The 25,601-nt window shown below is 74.0% G+C and carries 19 protein-coding genes; 6 read left to right on the forward strand and 13 right to left on the reverse strand.

All coding sequences use genetic code 11. The features are described from left to right. Position 1: 1 nt before the first annotated feature. From ACKUU6_RS28785 to ACKUU6_RS28795, 3 genes are read right to left on the reverse strand one after another with little or no spacing between them, the layout of a single operon-like run. Positions 2-784, reverse strand: coding sequence for an HAD family hydrolase (locus tag ACKUU6_RS28785; RefSeq protein WP_407991487.1), 783 nt, complete (start codon positions 782-784; stop codon positions 2-4). Then, positions 781-1,455, reverse strand: a complete 675-nt coding sequence (locus ACKUU6_RS28790) for a CBS domain-containing protein (RefSeq protein WP_407991488.1) — start codon at positions 1,453-1,455, stop codon at positions 781-783. Before ACKUU6_RS28790 ends, ACKUU6_RS28785 begins: the two co-directional genes overlap by 4 nt. Continuing rightward, positions 1,452-4,193, reverse strand: coding sequence for a GNAT family N-acetyltransferase (locus tag ACKUU6_RS28795; protein WP_407991489.1), 2,742 nt, complete (start codon positions 4,191-4,193; stop codon positions 1,452-1,454). The genes ACKUU6_RS28790 and ACKUU6_RS28795 overlap by 4 nt, the downstream gene beginning before the upstream one ends. A 203-nt stretch (positions 4,194-4,396) precedes the next feature. Between ACKUU6_RS28795 and ACKUU6_RS28800 the strand changes: the two genes are divergently transcribed. From ACKUU6_RS28800 to ACKUU6_RS28815, 4 genes are all read left to right on the forward strand, one after another. Next, complete coding sequence (locus ACKUU6_RS28800) at positions 4,397-5,089, forward strand: pyridoxamine 5'-phosphate oxidase family protein (protein WP_407991490.1); 693 nt, start codon at positions 4,397-4,399, stop codon at positions 5,087-5,089. A 318-nt stretch (positions 5,090-5,407) separates the two neighbouring features. Beyond that, positions 5,408-5,947, forward strand: a complete 540-nt coding sequence (locus tag ACKUU6_RS28805; RefSeq protein ID WP_407991491.1) for a flavodoxin domain-containing protein — start codon at positions 5,408-5,410, stop codon at positions 5,945-5,947. A gap of 87 nt (positions 5,948-6,034) precedes the next feature. Next, entirely contained in the window at positions 6,035-6,778 is a 744-nt protein-coding gene (locus ACKUU6_RS28810) for an SDR family oxidoreductase (RefSeq protein ID WP_407991492.1), read from the forward strand. A 2-nt stretch (positions 6,779-6,780) separates the two neighbouring features. Next, positions 6,781-9,180: a glycoside hydrolase family 65 protein gene (locus ACKUU6_RS28815; protein WP_407991493.1), complete on the forward strand. Its 2,400-nt coding sequence runs from the start codon at positions 6,781-6,783 to the stop codon at positions 9,178-9,180. A gap of 14 nt (positions 9,181-9,194) precedes the next feature. On the opposite strand, the gene ACKUU6_RS28820 is transcribed toward ACKUU6_RS28815, so the two are convergent. From ACKUU6_RS28820 to ACKUU6_RS28830, 3 genes are all read right to left on the reverse strand, one after another. Then, entirely contained in the window at positions 9,195-9,806 is a 612-nt protein-coding gene (locus tag ACKUU6_RS28820; RefSeq protein ID WP_407991494.1) for a hypothetical protein, read from the reverse strand. 125 nt (positions 9,807-9,931) lie between these two features. Further along, positions 9,932-10,753, reverse strand: a complete 822-nt coding sequence (locus ACKUU6_RS28825; RefSeq protein ID WP_407991495.1) for an ABC transporter permease subunit — start codon at positions 10,751-10,753, stop codon at positions 9,932-9,934. Further along, complete coding sequence (locus tag ACKUU6_RS28830) at positions 10,750-11,676, reverse strand: ABC transporter ATP-binding protein (protein ID WP_407991496.1); 927 nt, start codon at positions 11,674-11,676, stop codon at positions 10,750-10,752. Before ACKUU6_RS28830 ends, ACKUU6_RS28825 begins: the two co-directional genes overlap by 4 nt. Positions 11,677-11,912: 236 nt before the next feature. On the opposite strand from ACKUU6_RS28830, the gene ACKUU6_RS28835 reads away from it, so the two are divergent. Both ACKUU6_RS28835 and ACKUU6_RS28840 read left to right on the forward strand, forming a co-directional pair. Then, complete coding sequence (locus ACKUU6_RS28835) at positions 11,913-12,137, forward strand: DUF1918 domain-containing protein (RefSeq protein ID WP_407992269.1); 225 nt, start codon at positions 11,913-11,915, stop codon at positions 12,135-12,137. Between the two features lie 385 nt (positions 12,138-12,522). Next, complete coding sequence (locus ACKUU6_RS28840; protein WP_407991497.1) at positions 12,523-13,389, forward strand: universal stress protein; 867 nt, start codon at positions 12,523-12,525, stop codon at positions 13,387-13,389. Between the two features lie 226 nt (positions 13,390-13,615). Here the strand turns inward: ACKUU6_RS28840 and ACKUU6_RS28845 are convergent, their stop codons facing one another. From ACKUU6_RS28845 to ACKUU6_RS28875, 7 genes are all read right to left on the reverse strand, one after another. Continuing rightward, positions 13,616-15,247, reverse strand: coding sequence for a thiopeptide-type bacteriocin biosynthesis protein (locus tag ACKUU6_RS28845; RefSeq protein WP_407991498.1), 1,632 nt, complete (start codon positions 15,245-15,247; stop codon positions 13,616-13,618). 38 nt (positions 15,248-15,285) lie between these two features. Continuing rightward, positions 15,286-17,280 carry a TOMM precursor leader peptide-binding protein gene (locus ACKUU6_RS28850; protein ID WP_407991499.1) on the reverse strand — a complete coding sequence of 665 codons (1,995 nt, stop codon included), beginning with the start codon at positions 17,278-17,280 and terminating at the stop codon, positions 15,286-15,288. Continuing rightward, positions 17,277-18,932, reverse strand: a complete 1,656-nt coding sequence (locus ACKUU6_RS28855; RefSeq protein ID WP_407991500.1) for a hypothetical protein — start codon at positions 18,930-18,932, stop codon at positions 17,277-17,279. Before ACKUU6_RS28855 ends, ACKUU6_RS28850 begins: the two co-directional genes overlap by 4 nt. Next, positions 18,929-20,092 (reverse strand): hypothetical protein, encoded by a 1,164-nt coding sequence (locus tag ACKUU6_RS28860; RefSeq protein ID WP_407991501.1) that lies wholly within the window; start codon positions 20,090-20,092, stop codon positions 18,929-18,931. Before ACKUU6_RS28860 ends, ACKUU6_RS28855 begins: the two co-directional genes overlap by 4 nt. Continuing rightward, the gene (locus ACKUU6_RS28865) at positions 20,089-22,779 is read right to left on the reverse strand and encodes a lantibiotic dehydratase (RefSeq protein WP_407991502.1); all 2,691 of its coding nucleotides are present in this window, start codon (positions 22,777-22,779) and stop codon (positions 20,089-20,091) included. The genes ACKUU6_RS28860 and ACKUU6_RS28865 overlap by 4 nt, the downstream gene beginning before the upstream one ends. A 229-nt stretch (positions 22,780-23,008) precedes the next feature. Next, positions 23,009-23,200: a thiazolylpeptide-type bacteriocin gene (locus ACKUU6_RS28870; protein WP_407991503.1), complete on the reverse strand. Its 192-nt coding sequence runs from the start codon at positions 23,198-23,200 to the stop codon at positions 23,009-23,011. Between the two features lie 714 nt (positions 23,201-23,914). Continuing rightward, on the reverse strand, positions 23,915-25,009 hold the full coding sequence (locus tag ACKUU6_RS28875) for a hypothetical protein (protein ID WP_407991504.1): 1,095 nt from the start codon (positions 25,007-25,009) through the stop codon (positions 23,915-23,917). Positions 25,010-25,601: the final 592 nt, after the last annotated feature.

Consider the following 25,601-nt stretch of genomic DNA (forward strand, 5'->3'; position numbering starts at 1 on the left):
GTCACCAGGTGCCGGGCGGCACGGTGACGGACTCCAGGTCCACTTCCGGGCCGCCGCCGGAAAGGGCCGACCCGCTCCGGGGGAGGGGGATGATGCAGCCGAACCCGGCGCGCCGCCCGGCGGTCACCGCCTCCTGGGTGTCCGTCAGCAGGACTGCCCGCCCGGCCGTGCTGTGCAGCAGCTTCAACGCGAGCTGGTGAAGGGCGGGATCCGGTGGGCCTCCGAGGCGGTGGCGGTCGGCGTCGGTGGCGTCGACCGTGCGCTCCAGCAGGTGCATCAGCCCGGCGCTGCGCAGCAGTTCCTCGCAGTGCCTGCCGGTGGAGACCGCCGCCGTGCGGATGCCCGCGGAGCGCAGGTCGAGCAGCAACCGGGCCGCGCCGGGCCGGGCACGGGCGCCCTGGGCGCGCAGGAGCTCCGCGAAACGTCGGTCCGAATGACCGACCAGCAGGTTCAGCAGGTCCGCGCCGGACGGGCCGAGATGCCATTCGGCCAGGTCGGTCCGGTAGCCGTAGGCCCGGAGCAGCTCGGCGGCGGTGTCGCGGTCCAGCAGCGCGGTCAGCCCGATGAGGTGACCGACCGGCAGGACGGAGCCGTGCAGCGGACGGCCGGTGACCCGGGCGTACTGGACGGCGTAGGCGTCCAGGGTGTCCTGCCAGGCAGCTGCACGCAGGGCCCGGGAGTCCGTCAGGACCCCGTCCGCGTCGAGAACAGCGGCCCCGACCAACCGCGGGTCGATGATCACCGACTCCCCGCTCCGGAGTGGCCGCCGAGGCAAGTGGGTCACCGGGCCCCCTCTCCTGCCGGCGCGTCGCCGTCCCGGCGGAGCCGGTCGGTCACCCCGGCCACGCCGTCGATCCGGGCCACCCGGAGGCAGATCGCGGCGGCGTCGGCCCGGGTTCGGGTGCGCCCGCTCAGCACCACGTGACCGCGTTCGCACCGGACGTGCAGGCTGTCCGGTGCCACACCGGAGCCCGGAACGAGGACCTCGGCGAGGACCTCCGTGCGCAGCGCCTCGTCGTTGCTGCGTAGTGCGTCCAACAAATCATGCGGAGAGAGCAGGCCGGACAGGCGACCGTCCGCGTCGACCACCGGCAGATGGTGGACCGACTCCGTGAGGGCGGTGCGGACAGCGGCCGCCACCGTCAGCTGCTCGGACACGGTGACGGCCGGCGAGGTCATCAAGGCGCGGGCGGTGAGCTCCGCCGGGCCACCGCTGCGAGCGTAGGCGGCGAGCAGGTCCGAGGCGGCGATCACACCGATCGGTAGGTTGTCGACGGTGACCACCGGCAGCACGCCACGGCGTGAGGCGGTGATCGCGGCGAGCACGGTGGTGAAGTCGGTGTCGGGGGTGACCGCGACGGCCGAGCGGCTCATCCAGTCGGCCACCGGTGCCTGCCCGAAGGCGTGCTCCGGATGGTGTCCGGTCGGGGTTCCGTCGAGGATGCTGTGGTTCATCGCTCCTCCTCCGTCGGACCGGTGGACGGACGCCGCAGTTGCCGTAGGTAGGGGTCGAACGTGCCGGCGGGCCTGAGCCGGACGCGCGCGTCCACGCAGACCAGGCCGTCGGGCGAGGCGATCAGCGGGTTGAGGTCGGTCTCGGCGAGCTGCGGGAGGTCGGTGGCCATCCGGGAGAGTCCGGCGAGCACCCGGCCGACTGCTGTCAGATCGACTCCTGGGAAGCCGGGGCGGCCCAGCAGCAGCGGCGCGGCGCGCAGTTCGGTGACCATCGTGGTGAGGTCGGCCTCGGTCAGCGGGGCGAGCCGGGCCGCCCGGTCGTCCAGGACCTCGGTGGCGGTGCCGCCCAGTCCCAGGACCACCAGCGGGCCGAACACCTGGTCCTGCACCACGCCGGCGAGGAGTTCGAGGCCGGGCGCGGCCATCGGCTGCACCAGCACCCCGGCGAGCCGGTCGCCGAAGCGCTCGGCGAACTCGTGGTAGGCGGTGCGCACTTGGCCGTCGTCGGCAAGACCGGTGCGGACGGCACCGCTCGCGCTCTTGTGGACCTGGCCGGGCCAGTACGCCTTGAGCACGAGCTTGCCCTCGTGGCCCGTACCACGCAGTGCCCGGGCGGCGTCGAGGGTGCCGGCTTCGTCGGTGGCCAGGGCCGAGGGGGTGAGCGGCAGGCCGTAGCAGAGCAGGAGTTGGGCGGTACGGGCCGGGTCGAGCCAGCCGCCGTCCGGTTCGGCCGACAGGAAGCCGGCCACCAGCGCCCGGGCCGCATCCGGGTCGCAACCGGCGGCCTGTGCCTCGACTCCTGGCGGCTTCGCCAGCCACCGGGCCCGGTCGCGGGCATGGGCGAGAGCCCGGGCGGCGGCCATCGGGTCGGCGTAGGAAGGAAGTTGACCGCCGCCCGCGCAGGGACGGTAGCGGGTCGGTATCTCCTGGCTGAGCATGACTGCTGCCACCGGGACACGCCCCAGGGCCGGGCCGTCCAGCAGGGCCCGCAGCAGGTCCTGGTCCGCCCCGGGCGTCAGTGCGGTCGGCACCAGGCACACCAGCAGGGCGTCCACCGCCTGACTGTGCGTCAACACGTCGATGCAAGACCGTAGTTCGGCGGGGCCGATGGCGGCGGTGGTGTCCACCGGATTGGCGGTGCCCGCAGCTGGTGGCAGGAGGGCGGCCAGCTCGGCGGTGACGTCCTCCGGGAGTGCGGGCACGTCCAGCCCCGCCTCTATGCAGGCGTCGGCGGCGAGGATGCCGATGCCGCCCGCGTTGGAGACGACGGCGACCGCGCCCCCGGTGCCCGGCAGCGGTTGGGAGTGCAACAGGGCCGCGGTGTCGATCAGTTCGGCGATGCTGCGGGTGGCGGTGATTCCGGCCTGCCGGAAGAGTGCCTCGCGGGTGACGGTCGGGGTGACGGCGGCGGCCGTGTGCGAGGCGGCGCCGCGCCGCCCGGCCGGGGAGCGGCCCGCGTCCACGGTCAGGACGGGGATGGTGCGAGTGACGCGGCGGGCGGTGCGGCCGAAGGCACGCGGGTTGCCGAAGGACTCCAGGTGCAGCAGTGCCAGGTCGGTCCGGTGATCGCTCTCCCACCACTGGAGCAGATCGTTGCCGCTGACGTCGTACTTGTCGCCGAGTGAGACGAAGCTGGACACCCCGATGCCGAGCCAGGCCAGCCGCTCCAGCAGGGCGATGCCCACGCCGCCGGACTGCACGGCGACCCCGGCGCTGCCGGGCAGTGGGAAGGCGCCCCCGAACTCGGCGTCCAGCCGCACCTGCGGGTCGGTCTGCGCGATGCCCAGGCTGTTCGGGCCGACCAGCCGCATCGAGTAGCGGCGGCAGGCGTGCAGCAGTTGCCGGGCCTGCCCTGCGTCCAGCCCGGAGGTGAGCACCACCAGGGCCCGCACCCCGGCGAGCCCGCACTCCGCAGCAACCCCCGGCACCACCTGCGGCGGTACAGCCAGCACAGCGAGGTCCGGTGTGCCCGGCACGTCGGTGAGGGTGGGGTACGCCGGCTCACCCGCCACCTCCTCGGCGTGCGGGTTGACCGCCCACAGGGGGCCGGTGAAGCCACCCTCGCGGATCTTCACCAGGACGCTGCGGCCGACCGAGCCGGGTCGGCGTGAGGCGCCGACGACAGCGACCGAGCGGGGACGCAGCAGTGCGGCCAGACTCGCCACGGCGGCACCGCGGCCGCGCGCCTCGACGGCAGTGCGGTAGCGCTCGTCGCTCTCGTCCAGCGGAACGCTGAGCTTGATCTCGCCTTGTTCGAGGTGCCGGTGGACGGGCAGTCCGAGGTCGGAGAAGACCCGGTGGACGGCCAGGTTGCTCGCCATCGTGTCGGCCTCGATCGTGCGGATGCCGCGTTGTCTGGCCGCGTGCAGCAGGTGCTCGATCAGCAGGGTGCCCACCCCTCGGTGCTGCCAGGTGTCGGCGACGGCCACCGCGAGCTCGGCTCGGTCGGTGCCGTCGCCGGCGCTCTCGTAGTCGGCCTCGCCGGCCAGCTCCTCGTCCACCCAGGCGCCCAGGGCCAGGAAACCGGGACGGGGCGGCCCGCACAGCCGGTCGGCGGCGAGCCCCGGGGCGCGTCGGCTGGCACCGAAGAACCGCATCCGGCGGCTGGCCTCGGACATGCGCGTGGCGTGCAGGTCCAGCACGGCGTCGTGATCCGGTGGGCCGAGCGGGCGGATGAGTGCGGTCCTACCGTCGGTCAGCAGTGCCTCGGTGGGCGGCGGGTACTGGGCGGTGGACATCGCCGTCTCCTCTCGGCGGCCCGGTCGGGGCCTCAGCTCCACCGTGTGCCCGACTCGGTGCACGCGACAGGGCCCACCGGCTGTGCGGCGGGGGCCGACCGGCCCTGCCGGTGGGGTGCTTCGGAAGGGACGATGAAGGTGACCAGAGGCGTGGGAAGGCCGCGGCGACGCCGACGAGGGCGGGCGAGGAGGCGGAGATGTTCATGAGTGCGAGGGATCGAGAGCGGGCCACGGCGCGGTCGGCGCACCCCGGTGACCTGGGTCGTAGGGTCGTGCACCGACGTGAGCAGCTCGGGCTGACCCGGGAGCAGGTGGCGGAGCGGGCCGGTATGGCGGTCAACTACCTCGACTACCTGGAGACGAGCCCGGCCGCGATCGATATCGACGCCCTCACCAGGCTCGCGGGCGCACTCGACACCGCGGTCGGCCGCCTGCTCGGCAGCGCCCGGGGCACGCCGTCCGGCCCAGGGCGCCGGGGCACCGAGCCCGTACCGGAGGAGCTGGCGGCCTGGGAGTGCTGGGCCAAGATGGCACCGCGCGGGGTCGGCCGGGTCGCCCTGACCACGCCGGACGGACCGCTGGCGCTGCCAGTCAACTACCGCGTCCAGGACGCGACCCTGCTCTACCGCACCACGGCAGACGGCGTGCTCGCCCGGGCAGCGGGCAGCCGGGTCGCGTTCGAGGTGGACCAGCTCGACGACGCGCTCGGCCAGGGCTGGAGCGTGCTGGTCACCGGGACGGCGGAGCAGGTCACCGAACCGGAGGTCCTGGAGTGGCTCGCCCGGCACGCCGACCCCCGCCCCTGGGCGGGCGGGCACCGGGACACCTGGCTCCGGATCAAACCGGACACGATCACCGGCCGCCGGATCCGTACCCCGGACCTTCCGAACGACTGAGCGTGGCGCGGCACACCGCGCCGAGGAGGTTCCCGTGGACGCATCGACCGAGGTCGGGTTCGCCGGATCGCCGGACAGTGTGGCCGCCGCCGACTGGGCCGTCGCGGAAGGGCTGCACGTCGCGGAAGGGCTGCACCGGGAATGGCCGGTGGAGCTGGTCCAGGTTCGGTCGTGGTCGGGCGGTCACCAGCCGGGAGGCGAGGAGGCCGGGCCGCGACCCACCACGCGCCCTGCCCGGTCGCGGTCGTGCCGGACCAGCCACGGATCGACAAGCCGGCACGGCGAGGACCGGGCCGTGCACGAGAGAGGTGAGGGACCATGCACGCAGTGATCGTCTACGAGAGCATGTACGGCAACACCCGCCGGATCGCCGAGGCGGTGGCCGAGGGGGTCCACGAGGCGGCGCCGGATGCGGACGTCCGGTGCCTGGAGGTCTCGGCGGCCGGTCCGGAGGTGACCCGTTCCGCAGACCTCCTGGTCGTCGGAGGGCCCACCCACATGCACGGAATGTCGTCGGGCCTCAGCCGCCGACTGGCTGCGAGCCCCAAGGCGCGAAAGGACGAGGGCCCGGAGTCGCCGTCCGGCAGCCGTCCCGAGCCGGTGGCCGCGACCCCTGGACTGCGCAGCTGGTTCCACGCGCTGCCCGACGCGGGCTCCGTTGCCCACGCCGCTGCCTTCGACACCAGAGGTGAAGCCAGGGGCAGCGGCGGAGCAGCGGGCGGGATCGCCCGCCGCCTGGCACACCACCACTTCGACCTGGTCGCCGATCCCGAGGGGTTCGTGGTGCAGGGTGCCGAGGGTCCGTTGCGCGAGGGCGAGCTCGCCCGGGCCAGGGAGTGGGGCAGGCAGCTGGTCTGACGGAGCGCCGGCCCGCCCACCACGGCGCGCGGCCGCAACACCGGGTTGGCCGGGGCCACCGGTGGCCCCTGACGGCAGGAGAGTGTGATGGGACGCATGGACGGAAGAGCCGCAGTGGTGACGGGCGGCGCCCGGGGCATCGGCGCGGCGGTCGCGCGGGTCTTCGCTGCGGAGGGTGCCCGGGTGACCGTCGCGGACGTGCTCGACGCCGAGGGCCAGGAGGTGGCCGCCGAGCTTGGCGCACCCGCCCGGTTCCGGCACCTGGACGTCACCGAACCGGACGACTGGGCCGCGCTGCTCGCCGACGCGGAGGAGGCGGGCGGGCCGGTGTCCGTCCTGGTCAACAACGCCGGCGTGCTGGCCTTCGGCACCATCGAGGAACAGGCCCCCGAGGACTTCCGGCGAGTCCTGGACGTCAATCTCTACGGCGCCTGGCTGGGCCTGCACACCCTGGCGCCCGCCCTGCGGCGCTCGGGCGACGGGGTGGTGGTCAACATCTCCTCCACCGCCGGTCTGATGGGCTACGCGAACATCGGCGCCTACGTGGCGAGCAAGTGGGGCCTGCGCGGGCTGACCAAGTCCGCCGCACTGGAGCTCGCTGCGGGCGGTGTCCGGGTCTGCTCGGTCCACCCCGGTCCGATCACCACGCCGATGACGGCGGCGATGGACGATTCCATCGCCGCCGGCCAGCCGATGGCCCGGTTCGGCACGCCCGAGGAGGTGGCGCGGATGGTGCTCTTCCTGGTCACGGAGGCCACCTACTCCACCGGCTCGGAGTTCGTGGTCGACGGAGGGGCGACGACCGGCAGCATGATCGTCGCGGAGGAGTAGCCGTGGTCGCGGGCCGGGGCAGGGTGGTCGACGCCTGGCGGCTGGTGTACGAGGGGTTCGACCCGAGGTCGGAAGGCGTGCGCGAGGTGCTCTGTGCGGTCGGGAACGGCTACCTGGTCAGCCGGGCGGCGGCTCCCGAGTCGCAGGCGGACGGTGTCCACTACCCCGGTACCTATCTGGCGGGCTGCTACGACCGGACGGTCTCGGTGGTCGCGGGCCGCGAGGTCGAGAACGAGGACCTGCTGAACTGTCCGAACTGGCTGCCGTTCACGTTCCGCCCGGCCGGTGGCGAGTGGTTCACCGGGGCCCCTGAGAGCCAGCACCTGGAACTCGACCTGCACACGGGCGTGCTGACCAGGCAGGCGCTGGTGGTGGACGCGCTGGGCCGCCGGACCAGGCTGGTGCAGCGCCGGATCGCCAGCCAGGTACAGCCGCACCTGCTCGCGCTGGAGACCGAGCTGCTGCCGGAGAACTGGTCGGGGCGCCTGGAAGCGCGCTCCGCGCTGGACGGGTCAGTCGCCAACACCGGTGTCGCCCGCTACCGGGGGCTGACCAGCCGTCACTGGTTCCCCATGGGGCAAGGGGTGGACGGGGAAGGCCTCCTGCACCTGGAGGTCGGCACCACCGGATCAGGGCTCCGCCTGGCGCTGGCCGCCCGCACGCTGGTCCACCGGTCGGGCATCCCCGTGCCGGTGGTCCGGACCGAGGAGTTCCGGGACGGCTGGGCCGCCCAGACCCTGGCCATCGAGGTGAGCGAGGGGGTGCCCGTGACGGTGGAGAAGACGGTGGCGGTGTACACCTCCCGCGACCCCGTGGGCGGGGCACCGCTGCGGTCCGCCCGACTGCTCGTGGCCAGGGCCTCCGACTTCGACCAGCTGCTTCGCGAACACGCGCTCCGCTGGAAGGAGTTGTGGCACAGGTGCCGGATCGAGGCGGACTTCGACGGGGCCGGGACGCTTCACCTGCACCTGTTCCACCTGTTGCAGACCTATTCGGAGCACTCGGTCGACCTCGACGTCGGCATCCCGGCCCGGGGCCTGCATGGCGAGGCCTATCGCGGGCACGTCTTCTGGGACGAGCTGTTCGTCCTCAAACTGCTCGACCTGCGTTTCCCCGAACTCGCCCGGGCGGTAATCGAATACCGCCACCGCCGCCTGGACGCGGCCCGCCGGGCCGCCCGCGAGGCAGGACTGCGCGGGGCCATGTACCCGTGGCAGAGCGCAGGCGACGGCCGGGAGGAGTCCCAACAGCTGCACCTCAATCCGCTTTCCGGGCGCTGGCTGCCCGACCACAGTCACCTCCAGCGGCACGTCGGCTCGGCCGTCGCCTACAACATCTGGCAGTACTACCAGGCCACCGGCAACACGGACTTCCTCGCCACCACCGGTGCCGAGATGCTGCTGGAGATCGCCCGCTTCTGGGCTGACCTCGCGGTGCACGACCCGGTCCGCGAGCGCTGGTCGATCCGCGGCGTGGTCGGCCCGGACGAGTACCACGACGGCTACCCCTGGACGGACCGGCCCGGCCTTGACGACAACGCCTACACCAACGTGCTCGCGTCCTGGGTGCTCGCGCGCGCCCAGGACGCGTTCGACGTACTCCCCGCCCGGCGACGCGGGGAGCTGACGGACCGTCTGGAACTCGACCCCGGCGAACCGGAGCGGTGGCAGGAGATCGGGCGGCACCTGCACGTACCGTTCCACGACGGAGTGCTCAGTCAGTTCGAGGGCTACGACCGCCTGGCCGAGCTGGACTGGGACCGCTACCGGCGCCACTACCCCGACCTGCGCAGGCTCGACCGGATCCTGGAGGCGGAAGGCGACACAGTCAACCGCTACAAGGCGTCCAAGCAGGCCGACGCCCTGATGCTGTTCTACCTGTTCTCCGCCCAAGAGGTGCGCGACCTGCTGCGCCGGCTCGGCTACCGGGCCGGGCACGAGCTGCTGCGCCGCACCGTCGACTACTACCTGCGCCGCACGGTGCACGGCTCCACGCTCAGCGCGGTGGTGCACGCCTGGGTGCTGGCCCGCTCGGACCGGCGGGCGTCCTGGCGGTTCTTCCGCGACGCCCTGGCCGCGGACCGCCAGGACCTCCAGGGCGGGACCACCGCCGAGGGCATCCACCTGGGCGCCATGGCCGGCACCGTCGACCTGCTGCAACGGTGCTACACCGGCCTGGAGATCCGCGAGGACGCACTTTGGTTGGACCCTCGGCTGCCGCACGCGCTCGGGCGTCTCGAGCTCGACCTGCGCTACCGGGGCCACTGGGGAGTGACGATCACGGTGGATCGCAGCGCCGTGACGGTCGGCCTACCGGAGAGCGACCGCCAGCCGGTCCAGGTACGTGTCAGAGGTACCGCCAGCACCGTACGGCCGGGCGAGCGGCGGACCTTCACGCTCTGAGGGGCCGGCTCCGTTCAGAGGCGGCGGCCCGACCACTGCGGTTCCACTGCGGCCCAGTCGGACTCCCAGGACCGGAGCGCCCGGCGGTCCAGGGCGCGGCGGCGGACCTGGTAGCCGACCCAGGCCACGCCGCCGAGCGCGGCGAACACGCCGATGCCCTGGGCGCTCACCGTCGTGGCCATCTCCCCGTCGGAACGCGCCGGGCGGGCCGGCAGGAAGGCGTCGTCCACCCAGAGCGGCACCTCCGTACCGGCGGGAGTGCCGCTGGGCGCGTCGATCACGCCGGTGCGCGGCGGGGCCGCCGGAACTGTCCAGACGCCGGTCGCCCGGGAGGTCGGCGCCGGCCCCTCCGGAGCCGGGGTGACCAGCGTCGCCGTCACCTGATGGCGGTGCGCGGCGAGCCGGTGGGCGTCGGCCCGCAGCCCGTCCAGCATCGTCAGGGCGCTCATGGCGGCCACCACCGAGGCGGCCAGGAGACAGAGGGTCAGACCGAGCAGGGCCCGGCTGCGGGCACGGTCGACGGCGCGGCACACCGTACTGCGTTCGTGCCCGAAGGCACGGCGCAAATGCCGGACCGGCGGGGTCCGGTCGACCGCCTGGCGGTGGGAGAGGGAGACGGCGGGCATGGCACACCCTCCTCGGTACGGGCCGCGGATGCGGTTTTCTCCAGTCTGACCGCAGTACCGTTCGCCGGACAGGGTCGGGAGGGTGGCCCGCGCGGGCCGGTCGGCCCTGCCTCCGGGGGCAGCGGTCAGCGGGCCAGGTCCCGGCGGGCGAACAGGGCGAAGGCCGCGCCGATTCCGGCCACGCCGACCAGGGACAGCAGGCCGAGCGAGCCCCACGGGACGCTGCCGTCGGCGAGCGCGTCGCCGGGTGTGTAGTAGTGGAACGGGCTGGCGTAGCGCAGTGGTGCGGCCGGCGACCAGGCGAGGGCGACGAAGTTGAGGGCGAAGCCCACCGCGCCGAAGGCGATCACCGTGCCGAGCACCTGGGCCCTGCTCCGGGCGGCGGCGGACACGGCCAGGGCCGGTCCGATCATGCAGAGCGAGAAGCCGTAGCCCAGTAGCCCGGCCGCGAACACGCCGCTGACCGGCACCTCCCGGTGCAGGTCAGGGGAGAGTGCCACCCCGGCCGCGATGGTGAGGGTGGCCGCCAGGTTCAGCAGCAGCGCGGTGACCAGTAGCGCCGCCGTCCGCTCGCCCAGCAGTCGGGCCCGGGAGACCGGACGGACCATCAGCAGTTCGAGGGTGCCCGCCTCGACGTCGGCGGCCACGGCGGCAGCGGCCAACGAACCGACCGCGGTGAGTTGCATGGCGATCCAGAACGGATGGACCAGCCCGGCGCCGAGCAACCCGGGGTAGCTGGCGATCGACACCGCCCCGGTCGAGCCGCTGAAAGCCTTGAACGCCCCCGGCGGGGTCTTACCGCCCCCGGCGAAGAGCTGCACAGGGGAGAGGGTGCCGGTGATCACCACGATCAGCGTCTCGAACAGCACCATGCCCAGCAGCAGGGCCGTCAGCATCCGCCGACGCCGGCGCAGCGCCAGCCACAGCAGCGGCAGACGTGCTCTCATGACTCCTCCTCAGCCGTCGCGGCGGATTCGCGGTAGAGGTCGAGGAACGCCTCGTCCAGGCCCGCCTCCTCGACCGTCAGATCGCTCACCGGGAGGTTCAGCAGGCCGCGGAGCGCGCCCAGTACTTCGTGCGGCGGCACCAGCAGCTCGACGCGGTCGTCCTGCCACTGCGGCTGCCAGCGGTCTGCCGCGCCGAGCGGCCGCCGGCCGAGCCCGTCGGCGAAGACCAGCCGGACCCGGCGGGCCCGTGCCTCGCGTAGGGCGGCGACGCTGCGCACCGTCACGAGCCGCCCCGCCCGGACGATCGCGACCCTGCCGCAGGCCCGCTGGACCTCCGGGAGGACGTGGCTGGAGAGCAGGACGGTCCGGCCGGCTGCCCGGGCCTCGGCGAGCAGTTCGAAGAAGGTCTCCTGGACCAGTGGGTCCAGGCCTTCGGTCGGTTCGTCCAACACCGCCAGATCAGGGTCGTGCTGGAAGGCCTGTACCAGGCCGAGCTTCTGCTTCATGCCCCGGGAGTACTCTCGCACGGTGCGGGAGAGCACCGACCCGGAGAGTCCGAGGCGGTCGCACAGTTCAGCCCGCCGGGGTGTCGGGGCGCTTTGCAGGTCGGCCAGTAGGTCCAGGGTCTGGTGGCCGGTCAGCTCGGGGTAGAGCCGCAGCTCCCCGGGCAGGTAGCCGAGCGCGGGGGCCAGTCTGCGGTGGTCGGCGAGCGGGTCCAGGCCGAGCACCCTGACCTGTCCGCCGGTGGGTCGCAGCAGCCCTGCCAGGCAGCGCAGCACGGTGGTCTTGCCCGCCCCGTTCGGGCCGAGCAGACCGAACACCTCACCGGTGGCGACCGTGACGTCGAGCCGGTCGATACCCACGGTCGGCCCGTAGTGCTTGGTCAGCCCCCTGAGTTCGATCGCCGAAGCCGAGCCTGCCATCCGTCACCTCCACGTCGATCGCCGCTCCGGGCACGGCGGAAAGCGCCCCGCTGACGGGATACCCGCGCGGGTACCGCCCACTCTGCTTCGGGTCGGCTGCCGGAGCGAGAGCTGGCCGACCCGCCGGACAGGGCCACTCGGCACTGGACCGGAGCAGGGTCGACCGGCTGTGCTGGAGCTCGGGGGCCTCGCCGCACGACCAGAAAGCCCGAAGTGACGTCGCCATCGGGGACCGCATCATCGTTCGGGGCTCCCTCCCGGGCACAGCCCCCCGGGACCGGGAGGTCGTCGCCCTCCATCACCCGGACGGCACCCCGCCGTACGACGTGCGCTGGGCCGATACTCGGCGGGTGGCCGTCCACTTCCCCGGACCGGACGCCCGGAGCCACCACTGTCCGAGCGGCAAGGGCGGCGAGCCGTTGACCGTGGCCCTGCCCGACCCGCTCCTCCTAGCGGACTGAGCAACCTCCACACGCGGGCCCGCTGCTCGCGCGTGGGGATCGGAGACGAATCACCGTGCCTTCCCCCGCCATCGTGGGACATCGTGCTCGCCCCGCTGCCGGCCTGTGGGCCCGAGAGGCCGGGCTGCCCTGGCAGAGCGTGTTGTTCCTGGCCCTGCTGGCGGCGCAGTTGGGCACCGTGCCGCTCGGCCCGGCGGAACTCGCGGCGTCGGCAGCGGTGGGCTCATCGGCTTCGCAGCGGCCCGCCTCCGGGTCGCCGTCACCGAGCGGGCGCAGCGAGCGGCCCTGTGGGCGAGGGCCACTCGGCCCTGCTGAACCGGCCCGGGCCTGCCTACCGTGGGGACAGGGCCGCCACGCACGCGCCCATCGAACCGGTGGAGGAGCCATGACATCCGCCAACGAACGCCGCCCGATCGTCCTGGGAGTGGAAACCCCGGATCCGTCAGCGATGGCCGTCGCCTGGGCCGCCGACGAGGCAGAGCGGCGACACGTGCCACTGCGACTGGTGCACGCGGTACCGTCCGTCCTCCACGAGCACCGCCCGTTCGAGCAGGGCAGGTACCAGCAGGCGTTGCGCGAACGAGGGGCCGAGGCACTGGAGAAGGCAGAGGTCACCGCCCGCACCAGACACCCAGGGCTGGAGACCTCGACCGCCCTCGGGGAGGGGACCGCGTCCCACCTGCTCTGCCGTGAGTCCGCCCACGCCGAGCTGGTCGTGCTCGGCTCCCGCCGTCTGTCCCGGGTCGAGGAGGTCCTCAGCGTCGGCTCGGTCACCGTGCCGGTGAGCGCCCAGGCGCACTGCCCGGTCGTGGTGGTGGGCGCACCCGAACACATCACCCAGGACCCGCCGTACCTGGTGGTGGGCGTGGACGGCAGTCCCTGGTCGGCGGCGGCCGTGGAGCACGCCTACCGGGCCGCGGCGCTGCGGAACGCGGAGCTGCGGGCGATCTGGGTGTGGCAGCCACCGTTCCTCGCCCTGGCCGCCGAGGAATTCTCGCTGCGGGAGGGGCGTCGGCTGCTGCACGAGAGCACGGCGGGTTTCTCCGTGACCTACCCCGATGTCCGGGCCACCCACGAGGTGCTGGTCGGCCACCCGGTCGAGGAACTCGCCAAGGCGTCCGAGCACGCACTCGCCGTCGTGGTCGGCCGCCGCGGCCAGGGCGGGTTCACCGGCCTGCGGCTGGGCCCGGTCCCGCACGGACTGCTGCACCGAGCCGCGTGCCCTGTTGTCACCGTCCCGTCGAGAAGGTGACGTGACCCCGCCCCTGCCGGCGCGGCCGGCGGTCTTCATCACGCTGGTCGACGACGGTCGACCGTCACCGCGAGCCGGTGACCGCAGCCGATGTACGCGCCACCCTTGATCCCCTCGTCCTGGTAGCGCGCCACGGCTGTCGTCGTACGTGCCCGTTCCTGCCCTCGGAACTGCGAGGCCCGGAGGTTCCCGGGCGGACTGAGTGACAGTCACCCCACAGCTGTGTTCAGGCGGAGGCCGCCGGTCGCCCGATCGGCAGGAGGTACTGGATCGGCTCGTCCAGGTCGTCCAGGGAGAGGAGTTCGTGGGCGAGGTCGTCGAACAGGCCGCCGAGGGGTGTGCTGCCGAGGTCGAAGGCGGCGGCGGTGAGCAGCAGGTTCTGCGTCAGGTGCCCGGCTTCGAGCAGGCCCAGGCGCAGCGCGCGCAGGCCGTAGCGGCGGCGCAGGTGGGCGAGGTCGAGGTGGACGGCGAGCAGGGCGGGTGCGTCCTCCACCAGGAGGGCGTGCGGGTCGGACTCGGGTCGGGAGAAATAGTAGGAGAGGGCGCTGAGCTGGTCGGTGCTGGGCGCGGGGCCGATCGGGCGCAGCGAACGGAGCGTCGGGAGGCAGTGGTAGGTGCCGGCGGGCAGACCGTCGACGGCGAGGGCGATCAGCCGGACCCGGACGGCGTGCATGGCGCCCGCGCTCGGGTAGGGCCGGTCGCCGGTGGGGCGGTTGGGTGCGTACGCCGACCAGAGCAGGCCGCCCAGTTGACCGGCCGTCAGCGGACCGGTGAGCCGGCCCCGGGTGGAGCGGCGGGTGTGCAGCGCGTCGGCGAGTGAGACGGCGGGCAGCGGGTCGGCGGGCAGCGGCAGGTCACCGGAGGCCGGTCGGGCGGGCTCGGCCGGGGGCACCTGGGGCAGCTCGGTGTCCGTGGGCCGCCCGATCTGGAACTTGCTGCGCTCCAGGTACTGGCGGTCCGGGGCGTCCATGCCCTCGGGGAAGAAGGTGAACGGCTGCGCCGTCTCCACCAGCGTCCGCCCCGCGAGCCGGCACACCGCGCGTTCCTCGTCCGGTGCGACGCCCAGCCGGTTGAAGAGCATGTGCAACTGCGAGCCCCACACCCAGAGGAGCTGTTCCTCTGACTGCTCCGGTGCCTCGGCCCGCATCCGGGCGGCGGCCTCCGCGACCCGGGCCGACCACTCGGCGAGCCGGGGCGCGGCCGTCCCGGCGTCGAGCGCCTCGTACAGGGCACCGGCTCGGGCGACCAGGTTCTGGCGCTGCTGGGCGAACACCGTGTTCACCCGGCTGTGCACGGCCGCTCCGGGCAGCACGGGGTACTCGGTCACCCAACGCCAGCCGGCGGCGTGCCGGCGCAGCCAGCGGGCGGCGGCCAGTGGGTCCAGGCCCAGGGCGTGGGTGGTGGTGTGCGCCAGGTCGAGCGCGAGCGGCAGTCGGGCGCCGGGGGCGGTGGCGAGGGTGTGCAGGGCTTGGACGGCGGCCCGGGTCGAGTGGGCGAACACCTCCTCCGCGATCGGCAGCAGCGCGGCCCCGCCGTAGCGCTCGGTCTCCGGCTCGTACGGGACGCTGCTGGTCTCGCCGTGCCGGGCGGCCCAGGGCCCGTCCGGCGGTGGGCGCAGCGAGGCCAGCCGGCCGAGTTCGCCCGCCAGTTCGTCCGGGTCGCCCGCCGTCTCGCGGAAGCGGACCCGCAGGTGTGGCCCGCCCTCGCCGTAGCGGATGAAGAACCAGCCGGGGCCCGCCACCCCGTCCATCAGCGGCGCGAGGTCCTCGGTGACGAAGGCGTCGGTCCGGTCGGGGGACAGTGGCAGCGCCAGGTGCAGGCTGTGCCAACGGGCGGTCGACAGCGGTCGGGTCGTCATCGCGTCCTTCCCGGACGGCAGCAGGAGTGGGGTGGGGGTCACGGGAACGGGTGCGGGTGGAGCGGCAGTTCGTCGTGCCGCAGCGGACGGGCGGTGCGGCCGAGTCGGTGCGGGACGGTCAGCAGGCGGGGCAGGCCGCGGGTGCGCCGGTTGGCTTCGCCGAAGGTCATCGGGAGCGTGCCGGGGACGATCACCTTGGCGCAGTACAGTCCGAGACGGTCGCGGACACCTGGCTCGTCCTGACGGACCACCAGGACTTCGAGCCCCTCCCCGGCGAGCCGTTCGACCGTGCGCGCCAGCAACTGCGCCAGGTCGTCGACCGGTTCGGGGGCGCCGGGCCAGCGCTGCTGCCAGGGCACCGGGGGCGGCCCGGCGAACAGGAAGTCCAGCCGGGGCTGCGCCTCGGGCAGGGTGTTGAGCCCGACGTGGTCGTCCAGCACCACCACCAGCTCGGGCCGTTCCAGCATCGCGCGCAGCCGCTCCGGGTCGCGGGCCCCGCCGGGGTCGGTCGGGCGGCGGGGCGCGTCCTGCACGTTGGTGACCACCTCGGCGACGGCCGAACGGATCGCCACCCGGGGGTCGTGGTGGGCCCCGGCGGCCAGGAAGGTGCGCGGGGCGCCGGGGTGGGTGCCCCGGTAGCGGCAGAGCGCGAGGACGGCCGGGACGCCCAGGTCGTTGGTGGCGTCCAGCAGCGTGAGCCGGTAGCCGAGCAGCCCGGCGCGGCCGGCCAGACCGGCCACCTCGGGGTCCTCGACCGGGACGGCGACGGCCGGCAGCGGGGTCCGGGCGTACCAGGCCATCAGGAACGCGTCGCGCTCGGCCACCTCGAACAGGCCGTACAGCGCGGCCTCTTCAGGGCTGTTGCCCAGGCTGCAGCCGTTGGAGGACTCGTACGCCACCCGGGGACGGTCGCGGCCCGGCGGGTCCCAGTACGCCAGGTGCTCGGGGATGCGGACCGGGCGTCCGTGGGTGAGCGACCAGCCGTACACCCAGTCGAGCACCAGCTCCGGCGTGAACGGGACGGTGCTGCGGGCGGGGTGCTCGCCGGGGTCGGGCAGGCCGAGCCGGACCGGGTCCAGGACGGCGTCGGGCCCGTGCGCGGCGGCCAGGTCCAGGTAGCTCCCGCGCAGGACGCTGCGGCGGCCGAGCGGTTGCATGCCCGCCAGCCGTTCCACGCCCTCGAACAGGGCCACCCGCTCACTGGAGCGGAAGTCCACCGAGCGTCCGTAGCCGCCGCCCTCCGCCGTCCGGCCATCGGTGACCAGGGCGGAGGTGAGGGCGAAGGCCGAGTCCTCGGTGCGGTACAGGCTGCGGATCGGGCCGAACCGTCTGTCGTGCAGTTCGGCGCGCAGCCGGCCGTTGGCGTTGCCGCCATCGGTGCTCTGCTCGTTGGCGCCGCGCAGCACCGCCGGATCGGGCAACGGGTGTGGTCCGCCGGGCAGTCGGGAGGCGTCGGGGACGTCCTCGGGGAGCGGGTGGCAGACGGCGCAGCCGCCCACCGGGCGCACCCGATGGGTGGACCAGGTGGCGCGGTCGCCGTGCAGCGAGTGGACGGTGGCGTGGGTCGGGGCGCTCCGCCCGGCTTTTGGGGCGGCGGTCCCGGCCGATGCGGCCGGGTCCGGATCCGGGCCCGGGTCGGACGTGGCGTCGGGGTCGGCGTCGGCAAGGTCGGCGGCCAGGGCGAGCACCGCCTCGGTGAAGGCCGGGGTGCCGGTGCCTGCGAGGGCCAGGGTCGGGCTCTGCCAGGGCACCCGGCCGCCGACGGTGGCCAGCCGCTGGAGTTCGGTGCAGTGCAGACAGGCGGGCGCGCCCGGGTGGAGTGCCGGTCCGATCAGCGTCAGCGCCCCGTCCTCCCGTACGGGCACCAGCCGGACAGGGTGCGCCAGCGCGTGGCGGCTCAACTGCTCGGCCTGGCCGAGCGTCCAGGCGGTGAGGTGGACCACGGCGGTGCCGCTGCGGGTCGCCAGCGCTTGCGCGAGGTCGAGGACGGGAAGGTCGGGGTCTGAAGGAGCAAGGTCGGAGAGGTCCGTCACCGACGGCCTCCCGTCGGTATGAGGACGGTGAAGCCACAGCCCGCCAGCGCGTCCCCCAGCGGGTGAGCAGCTCCGGTGCCGGGCTGCCAGGGGGTGGTGCGCAGTCCGGTCAGCTCGCTCAGTGCGATCTGCAAGTCCGTTTCATTATCGGCCAGTTGGGAGATCCAACGGCTGGTCCAGCCCTCGTCCGTCCAGTCGGCGAGCTGCTGCCCGGCGGCGGCCAGCGGGGCGGCAGCGCCGCTGAACGCGCTGTGGTGGACGGCGGCCAGGTCGAGCGTACGGGCCGTCAGCCGGGTGAGCGCGCCGATCGCGGCGACGGTGACGGCGTCGGCGGCGGTGGCCTCGACGGCCCGGCTCCCCTCCACGGTGGCCAGGAAGGCGCCGTCAGTGATCTGACGGACCGTCAACTCTACCTCGCGGCGCAGCTGTCGGTTCAGGGTCGTCGTCCAGTGCCGGGTCTGCGGATGCTCCAGGAGGGCGTCGGCGGGCGCGGTGCCCGCGTCACCGACCCCCGGCATGCTCAGAGCTGCCCGCCGCAGGGCCCGACCCTCGGCATGCCGGGGATCGGCACCCACGACGACGGCGACCGCGCCCCCCGAGTGGGCCGCCGGCCAACGGAGTTCGGCCGCCCGGACGGCCCCCGCCAGCCGCGCCAGGTCGGTCCTGGGTGCCCCGGCCACCAGGGTCCCGTCCGGCGTACGGCAGGACACCAGGGCGGCGGGCAGCTGGGGGAGAGCGCCGGGCGCGGGTGCGTCGAACACACCGAGCCGCCGGTCGCCGAGTGCCGCGATGCGGCGTAGGGCCGTTTCGAGGTTCGCGGGCGGGGCGGCGGTGGTTCCGGGCCCGGCCGCCCAGGGGCGGTGTTCGGCGCGGAGCGGCCGGGCCTCGGTAACCAGGACGGCGGGGCGGCCGGGGAGCAGCCGGGGGTCCGCCGCCCGCGCCGGGTCCGGCAACCCGGCCACCGCGCACAGCAGGCGCTGGGCGGTCGCGCCGGCGAGCAGCAGGGGCAGTGCTCGCGGGACGGTACCGGTGCCGGCCGGCGCGGCACCGGTATCCTCCCGCAGGCGCTCCGCGAGCGCGGCGAGATCGGCACGGGCGCGCTCGGGAGCAGCGGGCTCGGTGACGAATCCGCCGTCCGGATCGCACTGGAGGCCGACCGCGACCGGGGGTTCGCCCGCGACCACCAGCACCTGGCCGGTGGCCAGGGCGGGGTCGGTGACGAGCGTCGGAACGCCGCCGCCCCGGGTGAGGGCGCGGGCCACCGCGCGGGCCACCGGACCGCCCGGGTCCGCCGAGGCGACCGTCGGGTGTGCTGCTGCCAGAGCTGCCACCGCCTCCTGCGGTCGGGCCGCCACCGCGCCCGGCCAGGGCGGCAGTTCGGCGTCGCCGAGAGGGTCGACCACCAGGTCGTGCGCGCGCAGGTGGTCGGTGAGCGCGGTCAGTGCCGCCGCCACCTTCGGGGGGACCACGGCCGTGGTCCCCGGATCGCTGCCCAGCCGCGCGGACAGCGCCTGCCACAGCGCGGGCAGCGAGCGGTTGCCCTCCAGGGTGAGACTGCCGGTACGGCCCCGCAGGTGCAGCCCCTCCCGCAGCGGGGTCACCGCCACCCCGGGACGCAGCCGCAGCTGCCCAGCGTCCGGTCGGTCGGTCATGCCGCCCCCTCGGTGTCGGCGATCACCCGGGTGACGTAGTCCTGCCAGTCGTGCCCGGTGAGCGCGGGAACGCTGCGCACCAGAAGATGAGCGGCCAGGTAGCGCTCGACCGGTCGGACGTCGCAGATCGCAAGCAGCCGGTACAGGGCGTTGGTGGTGGTCCGGTAGATCAGGTACTCGGCGCGGCCGAACATCGTCCCATCCGGGTCGGTGCGCGCCAGCAACCGGTGGAACTCGCTGTAGCGGGTGCGCAGTTCGAAGTCCCACCGTTCGGCGGTGGTCGGGTCGCCGAGGGCGGCGGCCCGGGTCCGGTACTCCTCGCCCCGGCCGGAGAGGTCAGCCCCGGCGGCATGCCGCTGCTCGGCCGACCGCCAGGCCGACGCCGACCAGTGCGCCCAGTCCTGCTCCCAGCCGTCGGCCTCCCCGGTCAGCACCCGGTGGGCCAGCTCCGTGACGGCCGCGCCGTTGCGCTCCCACCGCTGCTCGAAGGCCGCCCGCAGCCGGCCGTCCGGGTCCTCGTGGAGGAGGAAGTCCTCCAGATGGGAGAGGAAGGAGTAGTGGCCCCCGACCAGGCCGCCCGGATGGCTGTGCGCGTGCGCCGCCAGCGCCGTGACCGCCAGCTGCACCCGGGCGCCCGCCGTATCGCCGTGCTCCCCGAGGAACGCGCAGGCGGAGCCGAGCGCGGGCAGTCCGCTGCGCATCAACTCGGTGCGCAGCGCGGCCGGTTCGGTCCCGAGCAGGGCGGTCAGGTCGGCGGTGGCGGCCGGGTCGACCGGCAGCACCCGGACGGTGTTGTCCGGCACCAGCGGTCCGTACGGCGGCGGGATCAGTTCGGCCCGGCCGGCCACGGTGGCCTCGGCGAGCAGTTGGGCATCCGTCCGGTCGGCGACGGACGGGTGGTCGGCCACCCAGGCCCGCAGCGCGTCGGCGGACCGTTCCGCCCGGGCGGCCACCTGCTCGGCCGGGCCGTCCAGCCGCAGTCGCAGGTGCGGCCCGAACCGCCAGTGCCGTTCGACGTGCACCCGCAACCCTGCTGCCGCCGCCTGCCGGGCGAGCGGGAGGACGGCCTCGCGCAGTGCGCCGGCCTTGGTCGGTCGGTAGTAGGAGAGCACCACGTCGCGGGCGGACCCGGCGGCAGCAGGCTCGGTCGGCTCACTCATCGGGCGACTCCTCGGCTCTGTACCGACGCGGCGGTCCCGGCGGTCCCGGCGGTCCCGGCGGACACGGGTGGTTCGGGGGAGACGGGCACCCGCCGGGCCGGGCGGTACGTCTCCGCGACGAGTTCGACCGCCCGGGTCGGTTCCGCATGCCCGCCGATCAGGGGCAGGGCCTCCTCCAGCAGGACGCCGTGCGGGTGGCGGGCCAGCCAGCGGTGCAGGTGTCTCAGGTGGAGCGGGTTGCCGAGGTCCAGGGGTTGGGGTTTGGGCGCGCGGAGGCGGTCGAGGAAGGCGTCGGCGGCCGGGAGGTTCCCGGCCGGCCGGGTCACGGGGTGCAGGAAGAGCTGCTCGGGCAGGCCCAGGTGGGCGCGCCAACGGGTGACGGTGGTGACCGGGACGCCGTCCGGGCCCGGATCGGCGGCCAGTTCGGCCCGCAGCGCGTCGAGCACGGGGGGCGGCAGCTGCCAGCGGCGGCGTGCCAGTACGAGGTGCCGGTAGCGCAGTCGTGAGCTGCGCACGACCGCGCCGCCGGGAGCGGCCATGGTGGTGCGGGCCAGCAGCGACTGGAACACCACCACGCCGTTCGGGTGGTCGGCGAGCAGCGGTGCCAGCCGCTGCGGCAGCATCGTGGGGGAGAGGAAGCCCAGGTAGAGCAGGTCCAGGTACTCGCCGGTGGCACGCAGCCTGAAGCGCAGGTGGTCGCTGCGGAGGTCGTGGACCAGGTCGAGATCCGCCTCGGCCAGCGCGGACCACCGCCGGTCGGGGCCGATCTCCTCGTCCAGCAGCAGCGGATGCAGGTTGGCGTTGAAGCCGCCCACCGGACGCAGCTGCGCCGCCCGTGCGCCGGCACCGAGCCCGACCCGGAGCTGCCGGGCGAGCTCGGTCGTTGCCTGCGGCGGGAGGGCGTCGAGGAACCGGCTGCTGAAGCGCCCCCAGCCGCCGTAGACGTGGTTGACGCACAACAGGCCCTCCGCAGGCTCCGGTTGGACGAACCAGGAGTAGCTGAGCGGCCGGGCCGCCGTCCAGGCGGGCAGCCGGTCGGCCAGCGCCCGGATCCGTTCGGTGGACAGCACGACCTCCCCGTCCGTCTCCGGGAGACCGGTGAACTCCGCCCGTAGCGCGGCGATGTCCGCCGGGACCGGCACCTCGGCCCAGGCACCCCCGAGGTCGGCGCCGAACTCCCAGGGCGTTCGGCAGACCCCGTCGGCGCCGTACCGGGCGACGAAGGCGTCCCTGGCGGCCCGTCCGGTCAGGTGCCCGTGGTCGAACAGCTCTGCCAGGGGCGTGAGTTCGGCGAGCGCGGTCCGGTCGGCGGCGTCCGGTAGCAAGTCCGGCGGGGCGGGCGCGTGGACGTCCTCGCTCAGCACGGTGAGCGGCCCGGTTTCGTCCGGCAGGGGGCGGCCGGCCTCGGCCAGGAGCCGGCGCCAGTCGGCCGTGAGGGCGGTGAGCAGCGCTGGCCGGTGTTCGGCGGGCAGGTCCGCGTACGTTGCCGTGCGCTCGGCGAGCTCCCGGATGCTGCGCGCCAGACCGGCGTCCTCCGGCCACTGCCGGAGCCAGGTGGCGAGCTCGGCCAACGGGTCCGCGCTCTGCGGGTCGACCGGTTCGGTGGGCACCAGCAGTCGGGCGTCGAGGAGTTGACCGAGGAAGCGCTCCACCGCCGGGTCGCCGGGGGAGCGCCCGAGCGCCCTGGCGAGGCGCTCGGCGAGCTGCTCCGGCGGTTCGGGGGTCTCGGCGAGGGAGGCGAGCAACGCCAGCTCCGGCCGGGCGGCGAGGGCGACCTCGTCCTCGTGCGCGGCCAGGTAGCGGCCCCCGACGAACGCCACCCGCGTGCGCTGGTAGTGGGTCCGGCCGTCCTCCGTGCGGGCGGCGCTGGTCATCCGGTGCGGCAGGCTGCGGGCCCGCCGGGGCTGGTCGAGCAGGGCCTGGACGAGTGCGGTCACCAAGGTCCGGTTGACCTGGACGACCGGGTGCGGGGCCGACTCCGCCGCCGGCGGGCCCGGTGCGTCGCTCACCCAGCCGACCGTGGTGAACCACGAGAGCGGGCTGGTCTTGTCGGTGGCCCGCAGCGCGTGACGCAGCACCGTGGCCTCCTCCTTCGCGGCCCGGCCGCCGCGCGCACCGCCGGTACCGCCCGGCTCCGAGGCGCCGAGCACGGCGCGCAGCAGCTCGGCGCTGCCCAGCGCGACGGCCCGGCGGAAAGCCGGTTGTCGGCACAGCTCGGCCAGCGCGGCGCGCTCCGCCGCGAGAGCCGTCGGCAGGGCCGCCGCGAGCGCGGTCCGCAGCTCTGCCTGCCGCGCCCGCAGGTCCAGCCACTGCGCGAGGAGGGCGACCCGGGTGGGCAGGTCACCCAGCCGGTCGAGCTGCGCGGCCTGCGGCGGGCGGCCGTTGTGCAGGTCCCGGCGCAGCGGCAGGACGATCCGGCGGTGGAACTCCTGGTCGTGTCCGGCCCGGCTGGCGTACAGCGCATCGCAGAGCACCGGCCGGAGGGCGGCCTCGGCGGCCTCCCCGGCGGTCAGCCGCGCCAGCAACTCCCGAACGCGGGCGGTGGCGACGGACTGCGGGGCCCGTGCGAGCACGGTGGCGCGCACCAGCGCGTACGCCGGGGCGTGGGCCGCAGTTCCGGCCGCGGCGGACACCTCGGCCGACGGCGCGGGCGTCGAAGTGGCCCGGAACGAGGCGCGGTCGGGCACGGCGGGCGACCTCCGACGAAGGGTGCGGGCAGAGCGGAACCCGGCGCGTTCACAGCGGAACGCGCCGGGGCCCGTGGTGTGCTCAGTGCCGCTGAGGGCCGCTCAGCAGCTCCGGGGACCGCTCAGTGGCGCGGTCCTCGGCGGGTGCCGGCGAAACCCGGGAACATCCCGCGGGCAGTCGGCCGCGCAGCGCTCCCGGGGCCTTCCGGCCAACCGGTCTGACGGATCGTCAGACCAGGTTGGTGTCGTACTGGGCGGGCTGGGCGCAGGACGAGGACCCCTGGCAGGAACACGAGCCCCAGGAGCCACCGTTCTCCGGCAGCGCGACGGTGTCGCGCAGCGTGGTGACGGTCAGCTCGCTGAGGTCGAGGTCCTGGAGGTCGAGGTCGTTGAGGCCGTTGGAGACCGAGTTCTCTGACATGACAGACTCCCATCAGGTGATGAACGTGCCGGGCAGAGGTACGACATGCGGGCGCGCGAACGCGGGTGGTGCGGACATGCCTGGTCCCCCGTGGGTCCACGAATCGGCACGGAATCGCCACCGTTCGAACACCCACCGTGGCGCCGAGTCTAGATCGCGGCCCGCCCCGCTGTGAGGGTGCCCTCGGCACATTGGCCGGTTCTCCGGCCCGCCGTCCGACCCGGCTCCGCCCCCTAGTAGCACCCTCCCGCCCCGCGCCTCACGCCGCAGTCGCCCGGCTGCCGGTCCGCCCGGCCCCGTGTCCGCCGCCCGCTGATCAGCCACGACGACGCCGGCCCCGGACCGGCCCGCCCGATGGGCGACCGGCCCTCCCGTCGGGCCTGGACGACAGTCCGCCGGTCGAACCGGCGTTCGCATATCGTGGGATCGGAGTGCTTGTTCCAGCCATCTCGGACGGGTGCCCGAGCGGCCCGGGTCGCCGACCGCTCCGCCGTACGACGATCGCTCGGGGCGGGGTGGCTCGGTCCATCCGCCATGCTGGGCGCTGATCTTGACGCGTCGTCAGGTAGAGGCCAGTCGTTTTCCACCCGCCCGCGCGCTCGGCCTCCCCTGTGGTTCTGCGGCTAGCGACTCCGCTCTCCGGTGGTCTGCGGGATTGCCTGACTCGTCAACAGGTAAGCGACTGCAGGCGTCCGCTCCGAAGGCGGTGCTGGATCAGAACAGCTTGGAGTAGTAGAGGTTGATGTTGGGCAGCGCTCGCAGAGTAGCCTTGTCCGCAGGGCGCTTGGCGATGAGGAACGTGATCCGCTTGTTCCGTTCCGCCAGTGGCGCTTTGTCCACGCGTTTGAAGCCGTTCTGCTTGAGGAAGTTGCAGAACGTCGTGACGGCCACGAGGTCGGTGCTCGCGGCAGCTCGCGGGAGCAGCGTGGTTCTGACCCCGGCTTCCCACTCCGGGGGGAACAGCGACTGCGGGCAGTCGATCCCCACCATGTCCTTGATCCAGGCGCTGCCGATCGCCGCGGCGGTGTGGACGTTCTGACCGATCGTCACCGTCACCCCGCCCGGGATGCGGATGTCGCCCCAGGTGGCGAGCGTCGGCATCAGCGAGGACAGCCATCCGGCGTGGCAGGACGAGGCACCCCAGGCCACCTTCCCGAACGCCTCGCTCTTCGAGATCGCCTGGAGCAGGTGCTCGGGCGTGTCGAACTCTCCGTACGAGCAGTCCCAGGTGAGGTTGCCGACCGCCTCCAGGGCGTTGTACCCGCTCTCGTAGTCGTCGGGCGCCACGCTGTGGATGCCCGTCACGGCCAGGTCGGAGTTCGCCCGCTGCAGCCAGCCCTTGAGGTCGTGGTCCGCGCTGACGATGTAGAGCTTCCCCTTGCCGGAGACGAACACGCGGTGGCGCACGCCGCCGACCGTGCCGAAGACGGGCACGTTGTCGTAGCACAGGCCCGTGGCGGTCGAGGTGAAGAGCGCGGGGTTGAAGGCCGGCTCCGGCCCGCCGAGCGCGATCGCTGTCAGGCAGGACACGCCGACGGCTTTCAGTCCAGCACTCGCCAGGGCGGTCAGTGGCTGCTGAATTGGAACGAACTCCGGTGCAGCCAGGTCGAGTTGCGGGAACGTCATTAGCAGGGCCGTACGGAAGTGGTCGAGTTCGCCGTGAAGCCTGAGGGCGGTCAGCAGCCGCGCGAAGTGCGGACCCTGCGCCATGACGTTCAGTTCGTCGGCGAGTTGGGCGGCGTCGGGCGCCCCCGCGGTGAACCAGCCGAGCAGGTACGGGTAGGGGGCGGGCGGGACGTGAGTACTCATCATGTTCCTTCCAGGCGAACGCGGCGGTGGTGATCCCTGCGGCTCGCACCGAGCAACTCCCGGTGGCCACCGAGGCGTGGCGCTGACGGCAGCCGTGCGCAGTCCGGCCGGCAGAAGGGACAGTTCCCCCGCCTCGCCACACGCGCGTACGGCAACCGCCCCCCGGCACGTCGTCGTTCCCCCGTCGCGGACCCCGTCCGCAGGCCTTACCGGCACGCGACCGAACGGGACACCAGTCCCCGCCCGGTCGCTCAGTTGTCATCGGTTCACTGCTCGGTGCAGCAGCCCACCACGGTACGGCGAACGGCCGAGGCACGTAGCCGGATTGGGGACACTCGTCGCGGGTTCTCACGTTCACGGGTTCCCGATGCCGGCTGCCGCCACTGACGCCTTTCACATGCGGACTGTGAGGATGGGGACTGCTGCCACGGCTGACGTGAGCCAGTTGGGGCCGCAGCGGGCGCGCCGGACTCGGCTTCTGTGTCGATCCGTAGCGGACGGTGAAGTCCAGGTTGATCCAGGTCTCGATCTCGCCGACACGACGCATGTCACGGTCTCGTACTTCAATGCGGCAAGCCAGGGTCTACCTCCT

Source organism: Kitasatospora sp. CMC57, from assembly GCF_045866025.2.
Taxonomy (GTDB): domain Bacteria; phylum Actinomycetota; class Actinomycetes; order Streptomycetales; family Streptomycetaceae; genus Kitasatospora.

Excerpts from the sequence above, each read along its gene's own strand:
- ACKUU6_RS28790 (WP_407991488.1), bottom strand. The coding sequence starts at position 1,455 with ATGAACCACAGCATCCTCGACGGAACCCCGACCGGACACCATCCGGAG.
- ACKUU6_RS28795 (WP_407991489.1), bottom strand. The coding sequence starts at position 4,193 with ATGTCCACCGCCCAGTACCCGCCGCCCACCGAGGCACTGCTGACCGAC.
- ACKUU6_RS28800 (WP_407991490.1), top strand. The coding sequence starts at position 4,397 with ATGAGTGCGAGGGATCGAGAGCGGGCCACGGCGCGGTCGGCGCACCCC.
- ACKUU6_RS28805 (WP_407991491.1), top strand. The coding sequence starts at position 5,408 with ATGCACGCAGTGATCGTCTACGAGAGCATGTACGGCAACACCCGCCGG.
- ACKUU6_RS28810 (WP_407991492.1), top strand. The coding sequence starts at position 6,035 with ATGGGACGCATGGACGGAAGAGCCGCAGTGGTGACGGGCGGCGCCCGG.
- ACKUU6_RS28820 (WP_407991494.1), bottom strand. The coding sequence starts at position 9,806 with ATGCCCGCCGTCTCCCTCTCCCACCGCCAGGCGGTCGACCGGACCCCG.
- ACKUU6_RS28825 (WP_407991495.1), bottom strand. The coding sequence starts at position 10,753 with ATGAGAGCACGTCTGCCGCTGCTGTGGCTGGCGCTGCGCCGGCGTCGG.
- ACKUU6_RS28830 (WP_407991496.1), bottom strand. The coding sequence starts at position 11,676 with ATGGCAGGCTCGGCTTCGGCGATCGAACTCAGGGGGCTGACCAAGCAC.
- ACKUU6_RS28840 (WP_407991497.1), top strand. The coding sequence starts at position 12,523 with ATGACATCCGCCAACGAACGCCGCCCGATCGTCCTGGGAGTGGAAACC.
- ACKUU6_RS28845 (WP_407991498.1), bottom strand. The coding sequence starts at position 15,247 with ATGACGACCCGACCGCTGTCGACCGCCCGTTGGCACAGCCTGCACCTG.
- ACKUU6_RS28855 (WP_407991500.1), bottom strand. The coding sequence starts at position 18,932 with ATGACCGACCGACCGGACGCTGGGCAGCTGCGGCTGCGTCCCGGGGTG.
- ACKUU6_RS28860 (WP_407991501.1), bottom strand. The coding sequence starts at position 20,092 with ATGAGTGAGCCGACCGAGCCTGCTGCCGCCGGGTCCGCCCGCGACGTG.
- ACKUU6_RS28870 (WP_407991503.1), bottom strand. The coding sequence starts at position 23,200 with ATGTCAGAGAACTCGGTCTCCAACGGCCTCAACGACCTCGACCTCCAG.
- ACKUU6_RS28875 (WP_407991504.1), bottom strand. The coding sequence starts at position 25,009 with ATGAGTACTCACGTCCCGCCCGCCCCCTACCCGTACCTGCTCGGCTGG.